We start from the raw sequence: 17,686 nt of genomic DNA, 5'->3' as shown, positions 1-17,686 counted from the left end.
AAAGAGACTCCTGACGTTTCCAGGGAGAAGCGCACGCGAAGGGCGCGCGCAGACCTAGAGCGTCAGGCGATTGGAGGGCGGAACGTCCCGATATAGGCGACGGGCGGCAAGGCGGCCGTCAGGATGCGCGTATGCGCTTCAGGGGCAGGCGTTTCGGTCGCTGCCGACAGCGTTTCCGCCGGGACGCCCGAATGGTGACCATGGCAACCATGAGCGGCGGCTGGCACCTGCTGCTTTTCGCCGGGAGAGGATTTTTTCTTGTCGACTTCGGCGCTTTCGGTCGCCGGTGCGGAAAAGCAGCCGGCTTCGATCGCCGCGATAAAAAGGCTCGCTTCGGCCCGATCCTCGGTCGCATGTGCGAGCGACCCCGCAACCGTTCCGGATGCAAGGAGAAGGGTCAGGAGGAAGAGGATCACCCGTCGCATTGAAACCGGCCCCTAGCATCGAAACGGCGCGGTGAAAAGTAGAAGATTTTCAATCAACTTCGGCGGCACTCTTCGAACCCCCGAACCGGCTCCGTAATATTATCTCATGCAGGTAAGGGAGCAGTGCATCTTGCCCCTCTATAGTTGCAGAAGCGTCTAAAGAAACAGTATATCCGCCGAACAATCGCGCGTTAAGCACAATAATTCTACGATTGTCTTTTGCTGTTATTTCTATCGCTTCGCTATTGGCTCCCGCCTCCTTTGTTCGTGACGACATTCGAGCGATATGCTTCCCGTGAGACGAGGGGGTAAATCGGAAGCCGAGAAGCACAGCGTCCTGCCGGAACATCAGGGCTTGACCCTGTATCTACTACAGGGTGCAAAAGCCTGCCCTGGACAAAAAAGGGGAAAGAGGATGGTGACGCCGACAGTAAATCCCGTGAGCATGGCCGTCATCGAGCCGCTGCTGCGCGATCAATATCGCCTGTTCTGCGAATCACGCCGAATCGGAGATGAAGCCGCTGCGTGGCAGGCGCTGGAATGGGAACATATATTGAGCCAGCCCTATATGGGCGCGCATCTCGCCTCCCACTGGCACATGTTTCGCTATGCGATCGAGCTCGGGGATGCCCGCGAAGCTGCCGGTCAGGCGATGCGGTTCCTGCTCGTCCCGCTCGGTTCGCTGACCGGCCGCCTCCCCGCAGGGAATAATGGCCGCGCGCGGGTGAGCGCCTTCGAGCCGATGCCAATGCCGAACGCCCTGGAAGCGCTGATCGAAGCGGCCCGATCGAGGGAGAGCGGCGCTGCGCGAACCGATTGATCCGGTTTTGGACTTCCGGAACAGGTCATTCGCTGTTAGGGGCGCGACCATGTCCGGCGCTCCCCTTCGCCTGTTGCTTGTGTTCATCCTGCTGCTCAGCGGGCTCCACAATGCTGCGCCGGCGATGGCGGGCATGACGCACCATGCGACGGATTCGCATCTTTCGCACCATGTCGAGCCGGGCCATGCGTCGGACAAGGACACGCAAAAAGGTCAGCAGGACGCCGACCTCCACGGCAGTCACCATAATTGCCCGGTCGCATCCGATCAGGCCCTTTCGGGTCATGACGATCTGTCCTGTTTTTCCGGCGGCCTGCACTTTGCGCTGCCCGCGACGCGCCTCGCTTCGCGCGCGCTCGCACCGCCCCTGAACCCTCCCCTCGCCTGAACGACGCCTGCCGCGCGGCCCCTTTTCGGCCTGCGCTCAGTCGAACCGTTCAGGAGTGATCATTCATGCATATCCATATGCGCGCCGCCCTGTTGGCCGGGGCTGCGCTGCTGGCGGGGTCCGTTTGGGCCCAGCCGCTAACGCTCGACCAGGCGGTCGGGCGGGCCATCGCTGCATCGCCCGAGCTTAGAGCGGGCGAAGCGGGGGTCGACGCCGCGCGCGCCGACCAGCTGCAAGCCCGCGTCCGTCCTAATCCGACCGTGTCGGTCGACATGGACAATGGCGTCGGGACGGGCGGCTATGGCCTGTTCCGGCAATCGGAACTCACCGTCACCTATTCGCAGCCGCTCGAACGCGGGGGCAAGCGCGAGGCGCGGATGGCGCTTGCCGAGCGCGGTGTCGTTCTCGCCGAGGCGCAGTGGCGGCTCGTCCGGCTCGACATCGCCCAGCAAGTGCAGCGCGCCTATATCGATGTCCAGATAGCCGAGCAGATGGTCTGGATCGCAGAGGATCGCGTCAAACTCGAAAAGGAGATGCGGACCGAAGCGATCCGGCGCGTGCGCGGCTACAAGGATCCGCTCTTCGTCGAGACGCGCGCCGATGCCCGCATTCTCGAAGCCGAGCTGGCCCTGAAGGAAGCCCAGGCGAAGCGGCAGTCCGCACGCGCATTGCTCGCCTCCTTCTGGGGCGGCGCTCCTGACAGCCTCGTTATCGCCGAGGGGATCGAGAAACCCGACCCGCGCGATCCGCCGCTTGCCGAAGCCGACGCGGCGGTCTTCGACGCAGCCGTCGACCGGGCCCGCGCGAAGGTCGTCGTCGAGCAGAGCCGGGCGCACCAGGACTATACGGTCTCGGGCGGCACGCGTTTTCTTCGCGAGACCAACGATGTCGCCGTTCTTGGCGGCATCTCGATCCCGCTCGGACGGTTCGACCGCAACCAGGGCAATATCGCCCGGGCGCAGGCCGAACGGCGGCAGCTCGAGTTCCAATCCGAAGCGAGCCGGCTCGAGCGGTTGCGGCGCCTCGCGTCGCTGCGCGCCGACGCCGACGCCGCACGCGTCCGGGCCGAGGGCATCATGAACGACGTCTATCCCAAGGCGGTGAAGACGCTCGGCCAGGTGCGCGAAGGCTATGCCCGCGGCGGATTTCTGTTCGCCGACGTACAGGATGCCGCCGACGTCATCATCCAGATCCAGGGTCAGTGGGCCGAGGCCATGACGCGCTACCGCGATTTGCTCGCGGAGATCGATCGCCTGACCGGCCGCTTCGATGCGGCTCCCCTTGCGGAGAATATTCCATGAAGAAGTTTCCATTTCCCGTCGCGGCTGCGGCGCTGTTCCTTGCCGTGCCTCTCGCTGCCTGCGGCGGCGGAGCCGAGGGCGAAGACAAGCATGAAGAAGGCGAAAGCCACGCCGAGGGCGAAGGCGAGGAAGATGCCAAAGGCCCGAACGGTGGCAAATTGCTCAAGAATGGCGATTTCGCGGTCGAGGTCACGATCTTCGAGAACGGCACCGAGCCGCAATTCCGCGTTTTCGCGACGCGGGACGGCAAGCCGGTCGACCCCAAGGATGTCCAGCTCGCCATCACCCTCACGCGGCTTGGCGGCGACGTCGATCGCTTCACCTTCCGCCCGCAAGGCAAATTCCTCGCAGGGCAAGGTGTCGTCACCGAACCGCACAGCTTCGACGTCGAGGTCGTCGCGGTAACGGGCGGCAAGCGGCACGTCTGGAAATATGCGAACCCCGAAGGGCGCACCCGGATCGCGACGGACGCCGCGAAGGCCGGCGGCATCGAAACCGCGGTCGTCGGACCGGCGACGGTGGGCGAGATGCGCGAACTCTACGGCACCGTCCAACTGTCGCCGACCGCCCGCTCCGAAATTCGCGGCCAGTTCCCCGGCCGCGTCGTCTCGGTGACCAAGGCGGTGGGCGATAGCGTCCGCCGCGGAGAGCTTCTCGCGCGCATCGAGTCGAGCGAGAGCCTCCAGGTCTATCCGGTCTATGCGACGGTCGGCGGCGTGATCGCCGAGCGCAACGCCAACCCCGGCGACGTCACCGACGGGCGCGCACTCTATGTGGTCACCGACCCGGCGCAGACCACGGTCGTCTTCAACATCTTCCCCCGCGACCTCGCGATTATCCGTCCGGGCATGCGGGTGACGGTGGAGACGCAGGACGGCGCCGAAATCGCGGCCGCGCCGCTCGGGCAGTTCCTGCCCGACGGCAATGTTGAGGCGGGCACCGCGCTCATCCGCGCGACCATCCCGAACCGCTCGGGAACGCTCCGCCCCGGCATGGCCTTGCGCGGCCGCGTGATGGTCAACCCCGTCACCGTGCCGCTCGCCGTGCGCACCGAGGCGATCCAGCCCTTCCGCGACTTCAAGGTGGTCTATGCCAATTTCGGGCAGGACTATGAGGTCCGGATGCTGAAGCTCGGCCGTTCGTCGCCCGAATGGACCGAGGTCCTGTCGGGCATCAAGCCCGGCACCGCCTATGTCACCAAGGGCAGTTTCCTGGTTCGCGCCGACATCGAAAAGTCCGGCGCGGGCCACGACCATTGATCGGGGAGCAGAATAACATGCTAGCCAGAACCATAGGCTTTTCGATCCGGCAACGATGGCTCGTCCTCGCGGTGGTCGCGCTCCTCTGCGCGGTCGGCGCGTGGAGCGCGACCAAATTGCCCATCGACGCCGTTCCCGACATCACCAACGTCCAGCTCCAGATCAACACCAAGGCGGAAGGCTATTCGCCGCTCGAATCCGAGCAGCGCATCACCTATCCGATCGAGACCGCGATCGCGGGCATCCCGAACCTCAACTATACCAGATCGATCTCGCGCTACGGACTCAGCCAGGTCACCGTCGTTTTCGAGGACGGGACCGACATCTATTTCGCGCGCCAGCAGGTCAACGAGCGGCTCCAGGCCGCGCGCGGCCAGCTTCCACCCGGGATGGAACCCGAAATGGGCCCGATCTCGACGGGCCTCGGCGAAATCTTCATGTTCTCGATCGAGGCCGAACCGGGCGCGCGAAAACCCGACGGTTCGCCTTATACGGCGGAAGACCTCCGGACGATGTCCGACTGGGTCATCCGGCCGCAGATGCGAACGATCCCGGGGGTCGCCGAGATCAACACGATCGGCGGCTACGCCCGCCAATATCATGTGACCCCCAACCCGGCCTCGCTTGCCTCGCTCAATCTCTCGCTCAACGATGTCGTCACCGCACTCGAGGCCAATAATGCCAATCGCGGGGCCGGTTATGTCGAGCGCAGCGGCGAGCAGATTCTGATCCGCGTGCCGGGTCAGGCCAATAATGAGCGCGACCTGTCGCAGATCATCGTCACCACTCGCGGCGGGGTTCCGATCCGGATCGCCGACGTCGCCGATGTCGCGATCGGCTCGGGGCTCCGCACAGGCGCCGCGACGGAAAATGGCGAGGAAGTCGTCCTTGCCACGGTCTCGATGCTGATCGGCGAGAATCCGCGCGTGGTCGCGCAGGCCTCGGCCGAACGTCTCGTCGAGGCTTCGCGTGCGTTGCCGAAGGGCGTCGTTGCCAAGCCGCTCTACGATCGCACCGCGCTCGTCGAGCGGACGATCTCGACGGTGCAGAAGAACTTGGCCGAAGGCGCGCTCCTCGTCATCGTGATCCTGTTCCTCCTGCTCGGCAATTTCCGGGCGGCGCTGATCACGGCGGCGGTCATTCCGGTCGCGATGCTGATGACGCTGACGGGCATGCTCCAGACGCGGACATCGGCAAACCTCATGAGCCTCGGGGCGCTCGACTTCGGCCTCATCGTCGACGGGGCCGTCATCATCGTCGAGAACTGCCTCCGCCGGCTCGGCGAGGCTCAGCACAGGCTCGGGCGCCTGCTCGACCGCGACGAACGCTTCGGTCTCGTCGCTTCGGCGAGTGCAGAGGTGATCAAGCCGAGCATTTTCGGCATCATCATCATCACTGCCGTCTATCTGCCGATCTTCGCGCTCGAGGGCGTCGAGGGCAAAACCTTCCATCCGATGGCGATCACCGTCGTCCTCGCGCTTACCGCCGCTCTGCTGCTGTCGCTCACCCTGGTTCCGGCCGCGGTGGCGCTGTTCGTGACTGGCAAGGTCGAGGAAAAGGAAAATTGGCTGATGCGCGGTCTCGGCAAGGGCTATCGTCCGATGCTCGACCGCGTCCTCAATTGGCCGAAGGCTGCGCTCTCGGGCGCCCTGCTGCTCGTCGCGCTCAGCGGCGTGGCGGCAACCAGTCTCGGGTCCGAGTTCATCCCGGACCTCGACGAAGGCGATATCGCGATGCACGCGATGCGCATTCCGGGAACGAGCCTGACACAATCGATCGCCATGCAGGAGGCCCTCGAGAAGAGGATCAGGCAGTTCCCCGAAGTCGAACGGGTGTTCGCGAAGATCGGCACGCCCGAAGTCGCGACCGATCCGATGCCGCCGTCGGTCGCCGACAATTTCATCATGCTCAAGGACCGGAAGGAGTGGCCCGACCCAAGGAAGCCGCGCGACCAGCTCGTCGCCGAGCTCAACAAGGCGGTGAACGAAGTGCCGGGGAACAATTATGAGTTCACCCAGCCGGTGAAGATGCGCATGAACGAGCTGATCGCCGGCGTTCGCGCCGACGTGGCGATCAAGCTGTTCGGCGACGATCTCGATCAGTTGCTCGAATCGGGGCAGGCGATCGAGGAAGTCGCGGGCGGAATTGCGGGCGCGCAGGACGTGAAGCTCGAACAGGTCACCGGCCTTCCGATGCTCTCGGTCACGCCCGACCGCGACAAGCTCGCGCGCTACGGCGTCAGCATGGAAACGGTGCAGGATGCGGTCTCGACCGCAACCGGCGGCCGTCAGGCGGGCGAGCTTTTCGAGGGTGACCGCCGCTTCGACGTCATCGTCCGGCTTCCCGAGGCCATTCGCACCGATCTCGCGTCGCTCGGCAATCTCCCCGTCGCACTTCCGGCCGGCGGCTTCGTGCCGCTTTCGGAACTGGCGGAGATATCGCTCGCGGCGGGGCCGAACCAGATCAGCCGCGAAAATGGCAAGCGCCGCGCGGTGATCACGGCCAATGTCCGTGGGCGCGATCTGGGTTCGTTCATCGACGAGCTCACGCAAAAGGTCGAAGCTGAGGTCGTGCTGCCCGATGGTTACTACATCGAATATGGCGGGACGTTCGAGCAGCTTCAGTCCGCAACCGAGCGACTCCAGATCGTCGTGCCGCTGGTGCTGCTGCTGATCTTCGGCCTGTTGTTCATGCTGTTCGGCACGGTGCGCGATGCTGCGATCGTCTTCTCGGGCGTGCCGCTGGCGCTGACGGGAGGGGTCGCGGCGCTGGCGCTGCGCGACATTCCGCTCTCGATCTCGGCGGGCGTCGGCTTCATCGCATTGTCCGGGGTCGCGGTGCTGAACGGCGTGGTGATGCTGTCGTTCATCAAGGATTTGCGCGAACGCGGAAAAGCGCTCGTCGAGGCGATCCGCGAAGGCGCGCTGACCCGCCTCAGACCGGTGATGATGACCGCGCTGGTGGCGTCGCTCGGGTTCGTACCGATGGCGCTCAATGTCGGGGCTGGGTCCGAGGTGCAGCGGCCGCTGGCGACTGTCGTCATCGGCGGGATCATCTCTTCGACGATCCTGACTTTGCTGGTGCTGCCTGCGCTCTACCTTTTGGTCCATCGACGGACCGCGAAGGCCGAAGAGGAAGAGTTGGCGCCTCCGAGCGGCGTGCCCAGCCCCGCAGGCTGAGCCCCTCCCGGCCAGCCGCCATTCCCCCCTGTCGGCGGCAACCGGGAGTGCTGACTGAGGCGGAACCCAAGCGGGTTCCGCCTCCTTTTAGGGATGGTGAGGATTGAGGAGCTTGCAATGAATGAAAAAGCATCCGGGAGGGAACGCGAAAAGCGAACGCTCCAGATCGTTCTCGTCCTGAACGCGGCTATCGCGATCGCCTTCCTCGTGACGGGCGGGCTCGGTGATTCAAGCGCGCTCATCGCCAATGGGCTCGACAATCTGTCCGACGCCGCGGTCTATGCCTTGAGCCTCGTTGCGCTCAGCCACGGCCTGAAATGGAAAACCCGTGCTGCCACGGCATCGGGCGTCATGCTGCTGGTCTTCGCGGCCGGCGTCCTGTTCGATGTAGGACGCCGCTATTTCGAAGGCAGCGAACCGATCGGTCCGACGATGATGATCATGTCGGCGGTCGCCGCGGTGGTGAACTATGCTTGCCTGAAGCTCTTGCAGCGCATTCAGGATCCGGACGTCAACCTCAGAGCCGCGACAACCTTCAGCTACAACGACTTCATCTCGAACGGCGGCATCCTGATCGCGGGTGTCCTCGTCTGGTGGCTCGGTACGAACTGGCCGGACCTTCTGGTTGGATTTGCGGCTGCGCTGATCGCGATCAAGGGCGGGATCGAAATCCTCCGCGACGCCCGCCAAGAGGCCAAACAGCAGAGAGGCTAGAGCATGTGAGGCGTCTCGGGTCGGCGGATGAATGTTCGAACCTCTGCGAACAACGTCGCCGATCCTGCCCTAGAGGCACCCGACAGCTCGCTCCCATCATATTACGTCCTTATTACGCGAGGCAAAAATCGAGCCCGCGTAACGACGCATATTACGTCGCCATTCGGCGTAAGTATCTCAAATTGTTAGGAAAACTGGAGCGGGCGAAGGGATTCGAACCCTCGACCCCAACCTTGGCAAGGTTGTGCTCTACCCCTGAGCTACGCCCGCTCTGGCGGCTGGAAACCGGTCGGTTCCAGCGGGTGAGGCGGGCGATTAGCACCGGCTTTTGGACTCGGCAAGCCCTGTTTGCGCATTTTCTCCGAAGGGTTGGCATATCGCCGATAAATCCCACATAAGCGCGTAAGAGCCCGTCCCGCGTTGGCGGGAATGGTAGAAAACCGGAAACAGGAGCATCTTTCGTGGCCACTCTCGGTCTGAATCCGCAGGAAAAGGAAGCCGTCGAAGCGTTCCGCCGCGACGTCGTCGAACCGTCGATGACCAGCCTCGTCATCCTCGATTTCTGGGCCGAATGGTGCGGGCCGTGCAAACAATTGGGGCCCGTGCTCGAAAAGGTCGCCGGGGATTATGCCGACAAGGGCGTCGTGCTGGTGAAGGTCGACGTCGATGCGAATCGCTTCATCGCCGGACAATTTCAGGTGCAGTCGATTCCCACCGTCTATGCGATCTTCCAGGGACAGCCGGTCGCCAACCTGACCAATGCGCGCACCGAAAGCCAGTTGAAGGCGATTCTCGACCAGTTGCTCGCGCAGTTGCCGATCGAGAGCGCGGCGAAGGATCTGGCCGTCGAGATCGCGCCGCTGATCGACATGGGCGAAGCGGTGCTGGCCGAAGGCGATGGCGCGCGCGCGGCGAGCATCTTTGCGCAGATCCTCGACATGGCGCCGGACAATGCCGCGGCGCACGGCGGGCTGGTGCGCGCGCTGGTGCTGGCGGACGATATCGACGGCGCGCAGGCCGCGCTCGCGATGGTCCCGGCCGAGATCGCCGAAGATCCCGCGATTGCGCAGGCGCGCAGCGCGCTCGCGCTGGCGGTAGACGCGCCCGACGCGGACGAACTGGCGGGCTTCGAGGCCGCGGTTGCGGCGAATCCCGACGATCATCAGGCGCGGTACGACCTCGCCAGTGCGCAGATCGGCGCCGGGCGGCGCGATCCCGCCGCCGACAACCTGCTCCATATCGTCGCCGCCGACCGCGAATGGAACGAAGGCGCGGCACGCGCCAAATTGCTGTCGCTGTTCGAAGCCGTTGGGCTCGAGGACGCATGGGTCGCCGCGCAGCGCCGCCGCCTGTCGCTGATTCTTTTCGGCTGATGAACACCGACGCGCCTTTAACTATTCAGCGGATCGCGATCTTCCCGCTTACCGGCGCGGTGCTGTTCCCGGGCCTTCACCTGCCGCTCCACATCTTCGAGCCGCGCTATTCGGCGATGGTGCAGGAGGTGCTGGCGCGCGACCGGCAGATCGGCATGATCCAGCCGCGCCAGCTGCCGGGCGAGGAAGACCGCGAGCCGCCTTCGCTTTACGACGTCGGCTGCGTCGGGCGCATCATCGATGTCGAGGCGCTCGACGAGGGACGCTTCAATCTTGTCCTCGAAGGCGTCGCGCGCTTCCGCGTCCGCCGCGAACTCGACGTCACGACGCCGTTCCGGCAGGTCGAGGCCGAAATCGAAGTCGAGAGCGAGGAGCGGGCGGTGCTTGCGAGCATCGAGCGCGCCAGCCTCGAGCGCGAGGCCAAGCGCTTCGCGGCGCGGCAGGGCTATGTCGTCGACTGGGATTCGGTCGGGCAGCTCGACGATGCGACGCTCGTCAACGGCATCGCGCAGGTCGCGCCATTCGACGCCGCCGCGAAACAGGCGCTGCTCGAAGCGTCGCCGATCGACGCGCGCGCCGAGCTGGTGGTCCAGATGATGCAATTTTTCGGCCGTTTCGACAGCGACGACGGTCGCGCAACGCTGCAATAGCCGGTCAGCCCGGCGTCGCCGTTCCGGCGTGACGGACGATGTCGGCGATCGCGCGGCGGACGACATGGCGGTCGCTTTCGCGCAACCGCTCGACCGCGTCGATCATCATCAACTGGCCCCGCACCAACGTCTGTTCCGCTGCGACCCGTGTTTCGACGCGGCGGTTGTCGGACGATGCGCGCGCCAGCCCGGCGCGTCGTCGCCCCGCCCAATCTTCCACCAGCCGGTCGGCGACGCGGTCGGCAAGCCCGTCGGCGGCCCCCCGCTCGGCGGCCGCCTCGGCCGCCGGGTCGACCAGCCACGCGTCATCGCCGTCGTCGTGCAAGGCGTCGAGCGACAAGATTGCGGCGACCTGCCGGCGGCCGGCGCAGCGCTGGTCGCCGTGGAGCCGGTGGCGCAGCGCCTGCAATTCGGCGCGGAGCTGCCAGTTGACATAGGTCGTGAAGCGGGCGCGCGCCGGATCGTACCGCTCGGCCGCCCGGTGGAGGGCAATCGCACACACTTGCGCGGCATCCTCGGCCACGTCGGCGAGGCCGTAGGCGCGGGTGAAGTAGCGGATGCGCGGTGCCGCGAGCGCCGCGACCCGCGCGAACATCCGGTCGGCGAGCGCCCTCGCCCGGGCGCCCGGCGCGCTGTCGAGCGCGGTTCGCGCCTGGATATAATCGGTTACCGCCCGTTCGAGCGCGTCGCTCTTTGCCGACATGGTCCTGCCCCATCTTGCCGCGGCACGGTCGCCGCGAAGACAGGGATAGACGGACATGCTTAGCGCGGCGCTGCCGCAACCCTAGGTAGTAATACCTAGATTTCGGCGCCGGCGAGCAGGCGCGGCAGGTCGCCTGCCTCGCCGCGCGCCTCGTCCATGAAAAAGCGTTTGAGCATCGGCATGCGTTGCACCGCGCCGAGCCCGGTCCGCCGGACGGCGGCGGCCGTGCGACCGGGTATGCCGAACAGGCGGGTGAGCCCGTCGGTCGCCAGGCTGACCATCATATTGTCGAGCCCGCGCCAGCGCTGGTAACGCGCGAGCAGCGCCGCATCGCCAAGGTCGAGTCCGAGCCGTGCGCCCTCGACGAGCACTTCGGTCAGCGCCGCGACGTCGCGCAGGCCCAGATTGAGCCCCTGTCCCGCGATCGGATGGATGCCGTGCGCGGCATCGCCAACAAGTGCGATGCGGTTCGCGACGATCGACGCGCTGTGGTGAAAACCCAGCGGATAGGTCATGCGCGGCGCGACGAGCTCCATCGCGCCAAGGACACCGCCCGCGCGTTTCTGCAACTCGGCGACGAAACCGCGTTCACCGAGCTTGGCGAAGCCGGGGCCGTCCTTTTCCGACACCGTCCAGACGAACGCCGAGCGGTGCCGCCCCTGCGGATCGTCGACGAGCGGGAGAAGCGCGAAGGGGCCCGAAGGATAGAAAATTTCGTGCGCGACATGGCCGTGCGGCCTTTCATGCGCGACCGCGCCGATCATCGCATGATGGTGATAGGACCAGCTGGCGATGCTGAATCCCTCGGCATCGCGCGTCGGAGACCGGCGGCCTTCGGCAACGATGAGCAGCGGCGCCGCCAGCCTTGTTCCGTCGGCGAGTGTCAGCGTTACGCCATGCGCGTCGACTTCGCGCGACGCGACCGCCGCAGGCATCGTGAGGCGAACGAGCGGCGTGTCGGCAAGCGCGGCGGCGAGTGCAAGGCGCAGCTGGCGGTTTTCGACCATCGTTCCGAGCGGCGGGTCGCCGTCGGCGGTGACGAAATCGAGTTCGCCGCCGCGCCCGCTGTCGGGCGCGCCGTCGCCCACCTTGATCGCGCGGATCGGGCAACCATGGCCCGCCAGGCGATCGGCAATCGCCAGTATCTCGAACATCTGCCACGTCGCGCTCGCGATCGCCGAGGCGCGGCCGTCGAAGCCGGGCGCGATCGTCGCGACGGGATCGGCGGGGTCGACCACCTGCACCGACAGGCCGTGTCGGGCGAGGGCGAGGGCGAGGGTCTGGCCGACGAGGCCGCCACCCGAAATCAGGACATCGCTGCGCTGCGTTTCGCTCATGCCGATGCCCTAGCGCGCGGCAGGGCGGTTGGAAAGGCCGCGGTCAAGTGCCGGGCCATGCTTGACGGCGACTCCGCCCCATGCGCATATCGCCGAGGTTAACTGACAGGGACCCAAAGAGCATGGCAAGCCGCAAGGCCACACCCGGAAAGGCCGATTGGCGTACCGTTTTCCGCCAGAGCATCGCCCGGTCGCTCGTGATCGTGGCGGCAGCTTTGCTCGGCCTGTTCACGCTGTTCCTGACCCTTGCATTCCTCACATATGATGCGACTGACTCGGCCTTCAACACCGCGGCGGGCGGCAGCCCGACCAATTTGATGGGCGGCGCGGGCGCGCGGTTCGCCGACATGGGACTTTTCATCGGCGGCGCGCCGATCGTCTTGCTCGTCCCGCTGCTCGGCATCTTTGCGTGGCGGCTGTGGGCGGGGGTGCCGCAACCCTACTGGCTGCGCCAGCTGATCTACGCTTTCATCGGCATCCTGCTCGTCGGCCTCGGCGCGCAGCTGTTGATGCAGGACAGCAATGCCCATTTGCCCGCCGGATGGGGCGGGATCATTGCGTTGATCCTTGGCGGCGTCATCGACCCGCCGCTGACCCGGGTCGGCGACCCGGCGGCCGCGCTGATCCGCATCGCTGCGATCCTGCTGCTCGCCGCAATCGGGCTCTGGCTCGCCTATCGCGCGTTGCGGCTCGAAAAGGGCTGGACCGCGCGGCTCAAACTGCCATCGGCCGAAGGTTCCCGGCGCGTCGTCGAACCCGCGCGGCCGGCAAGCGAAGAGTCGAGGGCGCCGAACCTGATGGAGCGTGTCGTGCGGCCACGCGCGGTGGCCGAGCCGAGCGACCGTGCGCCGCCCGAAATCGCCGACCCCGCCGCGCGAACCGCGCCATCGAAGCCCAAAGCCAAGCCGCAGACCGAGCTGTTCACCAATTACCAGCTACCGTCGATCGACCTTCTCGCACCGCCTCCTCCGGGCCCGACCGGCCAGATCGACAAGGCGGGGCTGGAACGCAACGCGCGCCTGCTCGAATCGGTGCTCGAGGATTTCCAGGTCAAGGGCGTCGTCACCGCGGTCCGCCCCGGCCCCGTCGTCACCATGTACGAGCTCGAACCCGCGCCGGGCACCAAGGCGAGCCGCGTATCGAACCTCGCCGACGATATCGCGCGCAACATGTCGGCGCTGTCGGCGCGTATCGCGCCGATCCCCGGCCGGACGGTGATCGGCATCGAACTGCCCAACGCGCACCGCGAATCGGTCGTGCTGCACGAAATCATCGGCAGCGCGCTGTTCCAGGACCAGACCGGCGCGCTGCCGATCATCCTCGGCAAGAATATCAGCGGCGACGCGATGATCGCCGACCTTGCGCCGATGCCGCACCTCTTGATCGCGGGCACCACGGGTTCGGGCAAGTCGGTCGGTTTGAACGCGATGATCCTGTCCTTGCTCTATCGCCTCGGCCCCGACCAGGTGAAGATGATCATGATCGACCCGAAGATGCTCGAGCTCAGCGTCTATGACGACATTCCGCACCTGCTCGCGCCCGTCGTTACCGAACCCAAGAAGGCGATCCGCGCCTTGAAATGGGCGGTCGAGCAGATGGAAGACCGCTACCGGATGATGTCGTCGCTGTCGGTGCGCAATCTCGCGAGCTACAACGACAAGGTGCGCGGCGCGCTTGCTAAGGGCAAGTCGCTGGGCCGCCGCGTCCAGACGGGCTACGATCCCGACACCGGCCAGCCGGTCTATGAGGAAGAGACGCTCGATTACCAGCCGCTGCCGCAAATCGTTGTCGTCGTCGACGAACTCGCCGATTTGATGATGACCGCGGGCAAGGAAGTCGAATTCCTGATCCAGCGGCTCGCGCAAAAGGCGCGCGCGGCGGGCATCCACCTGATCCTTGCGACGCAGCGCCCGTCGGTCGACGTCATCACCGGCGTCATCAAGGCAAATTTACCGACGCGCATCAGCTTCAACGTCACGTCGAAGATCGACAGCCGCACGATTTTGGGCGAAGCCGGCGCCGAGCAGCTGCTCGGCAAGGGCGACATGCTCTACGTCCCCGGCGGCAAGCAGATCACGCGCATCCACGGCCCCTTCGTGTCCGACGACGAGGTGCGTGCGGTCGCCGATCACTGGAAGGCGCAGGGGCGCCCCGACTATATCGAAAGCGTCACCGAGGATCCCGAGGATGGCGGCTTCGCGATGGAGGGTGCGCCTGCGGGCGGCGACAGCGCCGAGGACCGGATGTATGCAAAGGCTTGCCAGATCGTCGTCGAAAGCCAGAAGGCGTCGACGAGCTGGCTCCAACGGCAATTGCGGATCGGCTACAACAGCGCGGCGCGGCTGATCGAGCGGATGGAGGACGAAGGCTTGGTCAGTCCGCCCAACCATGTCGGCCGCCGCGACGTGCTGACCGACCAATATGGGCAGCAACGCTAAGGCGGAACCTTTCGCGTGGCTGCGACTTGAACAGCATCTAACCGCCGGGTTCAGCGCGGGTTCAATGCCTGCCTGCCACGGACAGGGCCGATCAATCAAGAATGAGAGCCAGATGAACCTGAAGACACAACTCACGCGCTTCGCCGCTTTTGCGCTCGCTCCCGTCGCCGTCGCCGGCCTTGCGGTCGGCGCGCCCGCGATCGCGCAGTCGTCGTCGAGTGCGCTCGCATCGGTGCAGTCGCATCTGAAGTCGACCAATTCGATGACGGCGAATTTCGTCCAGACCGACCGCAACGGACAACGGCTGAGCGGCCAGCTGACCCTGAAGCGTCCCGGCAAGATCCGGTTCCAGTATCAAAAGGGCGTACCGCTGCTGATCGTCGGCGACGGCAGTTCGCTGACGATGATCGACTATGAAGTGAAACAGGTGCAGCGCTGGCCGGTCAAAAATTCGCCGCTCGGCGCGTTGCTCGATCCCGACCGCGACCTATCGAAATATGCCAAGATCATGCCGACCGGCAATGACGACGTGCTGAGTGTCGAGGTCAAGGACCCGAAGCGTCCCGAATATGGGACGATCACGATGGTGTTCGTCCGCGACCGGGCGGCGCCGGGCGGGTTGCGCCTGCGCGGCTGGGTCGCGCTCGATTCGCAGAACAACCGCACGCGCATCGACCTCAGCAACCAGAAGTTCAATGTCGTCGTGGCCGATTCGGCCTTCAAATGGACCGACCCGCGTCCGAAACAACGCGGCCGCGCAGGCTGACGCCCCCCAACCGACGGTCGCTCAAACAGCGCGCCGAACCCCAAAAGCGGTTCGGCGCGTTTTTTCCAGACCAACGGACGTCCCGCATCGACGAACTGCCAGAACGGCGCCGCACCGGGCCTTTCGTTCAGCTTGGCGACAGGGAAGGGTGTCTATTTCAACTCTCGAAGGCGCCGACACGGCCTCGGGATTTGGGTTTCCCCCTGTTGCCCCACCCGGATCGCCAGGCACCTTCATTCAAGAGCGTGACGAACGCTGACCTTGAACCCCCGTTCCACCGCCCCTGGGACGGGGGTTTAATGTGTCCGGCATGTTTTCGGCCGCTGACGCGGCACGCGGCACGCGGCGCCGGCCCGCTCCTCCCCCGGCCTCCCAACAGCATATCTTGAAATGGAAGCTGGGCGGGGGAGCGAGCCGGCGCCGCAATCGCATTGCGAACAACCTTCCGCGCCGATAGAGCCGACCCCATGACTCGCACCAGCATTGCATCGTGGAATATCAACAGCGTCCGCGCGCGCATCGGCATCGTCGAAAAATTCCTGCGCGAAGAAGCCCCCGACATCCTGTGCCTCCAGGAAACCAAGGTCGAATGCGGCCTGTTCCCGCCCGAGATGTTCCGGCGTCTGGGATATGAGCATATCGTCACCCACGGCCAGCGCATGCACCATGGCGTTGCGATCGTGAGCAAGGTGCCGCTGACCGACGTGCGCAAATATGACTGGCAGGCGAATGGCGAGGCACGCCACGTCGGGGTGACGCTGCCGTCGGGGGTCCGGCTCGACAACGTCTATATTCCGGCCGGCGGCGACATTCCCGACCGCGAATTGAACCCCAAATTCGGGCAGAAACTCGATTTCTTCGGCCGTATGACCGAATGGTCGGGGGCACTCAATGGCACGCCGACGGTGCTGACTGGCGACTTCAACGTCGCGCCGCTCGAAAGCGACGTGTGGAACCACAAGGCGCTGCTCGACGTCGTCAGCCACACCCCGATCGAGGTCGAAACGCTCGCGCGTTTGCAGGCGGCATCGAACTGGGTCGATCTCGGGCGCCATTTCATCGAAGCGCCGACGCCGCTCTACACCTGGTGGAGTTACCGCGCGAAGGACTGGGAAGCGTCGAACCGCGGCCGCCGGCTCGACCATATGTGGGTGACGCCCGACCTGATGCCGAAAGCGGTGTCGCACCGCATCGTCCAGCCGGCGCGCAGCTGGGAACGGCCGTCGGATCATATCCCGCTGATCACCGAGTTCGACTTTTGAGCCCTTTTGGCGCCCGGCAGGCTGCGCGCGCGATCGACGCGCTCCGCCGCGGTTGGCAGTTCCGCGTCGCGGGCGGCGACGGCGCGCTCGACCTGCTGGCGGTCGAAAGCGCGAGTGATGAGGCCCTGGCCGAATTCGCCGGCCGCGACGTCCTGCTTTCGGGCGAACGCGCCGTCACATTGAAGCTTACCAACCAGCGCGCCGCGGCAACGCCGGGACCGGTCCGCCTCGCGGACGCCGCGGAAACGGTCGCTGCGGCGCTCGCGATCGCTGATCCGGCGCTCGATCTCGCCAATCCGCTGAAGGGTCCGTTCAGGACGGTTGCCACGGGCGGCGAAGGCGCGGCGGCGGCGGCGATGACGATGGCGCGCCACGCCGGCCTGCTCCCCGCCTTTTTCGTGCGCGGCGCGGCAGGCGACGCCGAAACGGCGTGCAGCGTCGACGATATCGCCGCGCTGCTCGACCCCGCGCGGCTGGCCGTCGCGGCGCGTGCGCGTCTTCCGGTCGAGGCCAGCGAAAGTGCCGAGATCGTCGCCTTCCGGTCGCCCGAAGAGGCTTCGGACCATGTCGCGCTGGTCATCGGAAAGCGCGACGCGAACCCGCCCGTTGTCCGGCTGCATAGCGAATGCCTGACCGGCGACGTGCTCGGCAGCCTCAAATGCGATTGCGGCCCGCAGCTTCACGCCGCGCTCCACGCGATGGCGGACGCGCCGTGGGGCGTGCTGCTCTATCTCAGGCAGGAGGGCCGGGGTATCGGCCTCGTCAACAAGCTGCGCGCCTATGCGCTGCAGGATCAGGGCTATGACACGGTAGACGCCAATCTGCGGCTCGGCTTTCCGGTCGAGGCGCGCGATTTCGCGATCGCCGGCCGGATGCTCGAATTGCTGAACATCTCGCGTATCCGGCTGATGACGAACAATCCTGAAAAGGTCGCGCGGCTGGAAAAGGAGGGTGTCGAGGTCGTCGAGCGCCTGCCGCTCGCGCTGCCCACGAACAAATATAACGAGCAATATCTCGCGACGAAGCGCGATAGGACCGGGCACCAGTTATAACCATCGCCTCCGCGAAGGC

Annotated in this window: 15 protein-coding genes and 1 tRNA gene; 12 read left to right on the top strand and 4 right to left on the bottom strand. The window is 65.6% G+C overall.

The features are described from left to right. Positions 1–62: 62 nt before the first annotated feature. A complete protein-coding gene (locus ATE71_RS04555; protein WP_058802272.1) occupies positions 63–425 on the bottom strand; it encodes a hypothetical protein in 363 nt (120 codons plus the stop codon). Positions 426–870: 445 nt separating this feature from the next. Between ATE71_RS04555 and ATE71_RS04550 the strand changes: the two genes are divergently transcribed. The 6 genes from ATE71_RS04550 (at position 871) to ATE71_RS04525 (ending at position 8,086) form a co-directional block, all read left to right on the top strand. Further along, entirely contained in the window at positions 871–1,245 is a 375-nt protein-coding gene (locus tag ATE71_RS04550) for a DUF3703 domain-containing protein (RefSeq protein ID WP_058802270.1), read from the top strand. 49 nt (positions 1,246–1,294) lie between these two features. Then, positions 1,295–1,633 (top strand): hypothetical protein, encoded by a 339-nt coding sequence (locus ATE71_RS04545; RefSeq protein WP_058802268.1) that lies wholly within the window; start codon positions 1,295–1,297, stop codon positions 1,631–1,633. Positions 1,634–1,698: 65 nt separating this feature from the next. Next, a complete protein-coding gene (locus ATE71_RS04540; RefSeq protein ID WP_058802266.1) occupies positions 1,699–2,934 on the top strand; it encodes a TolC family protein in 1,236 nt (411 codons plus the stop codon). Then, complete coding sequence (locus tag ATE71_RS04535) at positions 2,931–4,193, top strand: efflux RND transporter periplasmic adaptor subunit (protein WP_058802264.1); 1,263 nt, start codon at positions 2,931–2,933, stop codon at positions 4,191–4,193. Before ATE71_RS04540 ends, ATE71_RS04535 begins: the two co-directional genes overlap by 4 nt. A gap of 17 nt (positions 4,194–4,210) precedes the next feature. Further along, positions 4,211–7,372, top strand: coding sequence for an efflux RND transporter permease subunit (locus ATE71_RS04530; RefSeq protein WP_058802396.1), 3,162 nt, complete (start codon positions 4,211–4,213; stop codon positions 7,370–7,372). Between the two features lie 117 nt (positions 7,373–7,489). After that, complete coding sequence (locus ATE71_RS04525; RefSeq protein WP_058802262.1) at positions 7,490–8,086, top strand: cation transporter; 597 nt, start codon at positions 7,490–7,492, stop codon at positions 8,084–8,086. 195 nt (positions 8,087–8,281) lie between these two features. On the opposite strand, the gene ATE71_RS04520 is transcribed toward ATE71_RS04525, so the two are convergent. Beyond that, positions 8,282–8,356: transfer RNA gene (locus ATE71_RS04520), tRNA-Gly, on the bottom strand. Between the two features lie 191 nt (positions 8,357–8,547). Here ATE71_RS04520 and ATE71_RS04515 point away from each other — a divergent pair. Next, a complete protein-coding gene (locus ATE71_RS04515; RefSeq protein ID WP_058802260.1) occupies positions 8,548–9,459 on the top strand; it encodes a tetratricopeptide repeat protein in 912 nt (303 codons plus the stop codon). Then, complete coding sequence (locus ATE71_RS04510) at positions 9,459–10,109, top strand: LON peptidase substrate-binding domain-containing protein (RefSeq protein WP_058802259.1); 651 nt, start codon at positions 9,459–9,461, stop codon at positions 10,107–10,109. The genes ATE71_RS04515 and ATE71_RS04510 overlap by 1 nt, the downstream gene beginning before the upstream one ends. Positions 10,110–10,113: 4 nt before the next feature. Here ATE71_RS04510 and ATE71_RS04505 read toward each other — a convergent pair whose 3' ends face one another. Together ATE71_RS04505 and ATE71_RS04500 are read right to left on the bottom strand one after the other, a co-directional pair. Further along, positions 10,114–10,812, bottom strand: a complete 699-nt coding sequence (locus ATE71_RS04505) for a sigma factor (protein ID WP_058802395.1) — start codon at positions 10,810–10,812, stop codon at positions 10,114–10,116. Positions 10,813–10,907: 95 nt separating this feature from the next. Beyond that, positions 10,908–12,149 (bottom strand): FAD-dependent monooxygenase, encoded by a 1,242-nt coding sequence (locus ATE71_RS04500; RefSeq protein ID WP_058802257.1) that lies wholly within the window; start codon positions 12,147–12,149, stop codon positions 10,908–10,910. Between the two features lie 122 nt (positions 12,150–12,271). Between ATE71_RS04500 and ATE71_RS04495 the strand changes: the two genes are divergently transcribed. From ATE71_RS04495 to ribA, 4 genes are all read left to right on the top strand, one after another. Continuing rightward, entirely contained in the window at positions 12,272–14,587 is a 2,316-nt protein-coding gene (locus tag ATE71_RS04495; RefSeq protein ID WP_058802255.1) for an FtsK/SpoIIIE family DNA translocase, read from the top strand. Positions 14,588–14,699: 112 nt separating this feature from the next. After that, positions 14,700–15,353, top strand: coding sequence for a LolA family protein (locus ATE71_RS04490; protein ID WP_058802253.1), 654 nt, complete (start codon positions 14,700–14,702; stop codon positions 15,351–15,353). Positions 15,354–15,820: 467 nt separating this feature from the next. After that, a complete protein-coding gene (locus tag ATE71_RS04485) occupies positions 15,821–16,615 on the top strand; it encodes an exodeoxyribonuclease III (RefSeq protein WP_058802251.1) in 795 nt (264 codons plus the stop codon). Then, positions 16,612–17,667, top strand: coding sequence for a GTP cyclohydrolase II (ribA, locus tag ATE71_RS04480; RefSeq protein ID WP_058802250.1), 1,056 nt, complete (start codon positions 16,612–16,614; stop codon positions 17,665–17,667). Before ATE71_RS04485 ends, ribA begins: the two co-directional genes overlap by 4 nt. Positions 17,668–17,686 lie beyond the last annotated feature (19 nt).

Origin of the sequence: Sphingopyxis sp. H115, from assembly GCF_001468465.1 — a bacterium.
Classification (GTDB): Bacteria; Pseudomonadota; Alphaproteobacteria; order Sphingomonadales; family Sphingomonadaceae; genus Sphingopyxis.
The sequence above is the reverse complement of the archived record's forward strand: the minus strand, read 5'-3'. Positions and strand labels throughout refer to the sequence as shown.

Coding starts and splice junctions, on each gene's coding strand:
- ATE71_RS04555 (WP_058802272.1), bottom strand. CDS start 425: ATGCGACGGGTGATCCTCTTCCTCCTGACCCTTCTCCTTGCATCCGGA.
- ATE71_RS04550 (WP_058802270.1), top strand. CDS start 871: ATGGCCGTCATCGAGCCGCTGCTGCGCGATCAATATCGCCTGTTCTGC.
- ATE71_RS04545 (WP_058802268.1), top strand. CDS start 1,295: ATGTCCGGCGCTCCCCTTCGCCTGTTGCTTGTGTTCATCCTGCTGCTC.
- ATE71_RS04540 (WP_058802266.1), top strand. CDS start 1,699: ATGCATATCCATATGCGCGCCGCCCTGTTGGCCGGGGCTGCGCTGCTG.
- ATE71_RS04535 (WP_058802264.1), top strand. CDS start 2,931: ATGAAGAAGTTTCCATTTCCCGTCGCGGCTGCGGCGCTGTTCCTTGCC.
- ATE71_RS04530 (WP_058802396.1), top strand. CDS start 4,211: ATGCTAGCCAGAACCATAGGCTTTTCGATCCGGCAACGATGGCTCGTC.
- ATE71_RS04525 (WP_058802262.1), top strand. CDS start 7,490: ATGAATGAAAAAGCATCCGGGAGGGAACGCGAAAAGCGAACGCTCCAG.
- ATE71_RS04510 (WP_058802259.1), top strand. CDS start 9,459: ATGAACACCGACGCGCCTTTAACTATTCAGCGGATCGCGATCTTCCCG.
- ATE71_RS04505 (WP_058802395.1), bottom strand. CDS start 10,812: ATGTCGGCAAAGAGCGACGCGCTCGAACGGGCGGTAACCGATTATATC.
- ATE71_RS04500 (WP_058802257.1), bottom strand. CDS start 12,149: ATGAGCGAAACGCAGCGCAGCGATGTCCTGATTTCGGGTGGCGGCCTC.
- ATE71_RS04495 (WP_058802255.1), top strand. CDS start 12,272: ATGGCAAGCCGCAAGGCCACACCCGGAAAGGCCGATTGGCGTACCGTT.
- ATE71_RS04490 (WP_058802253.1), top strand. CDS start 14,700: ATGAACCTGAAGACACAACTCACGCGCTTCGCCGCTTTTGCGCTCGCT.
- ATE71_RS04485 (WP_058802251.1), top strand. CDS start 15,821: ATGACTCGCACCAGCATTGCATCGTGGAATATCAACAGCGTCCGCGCG.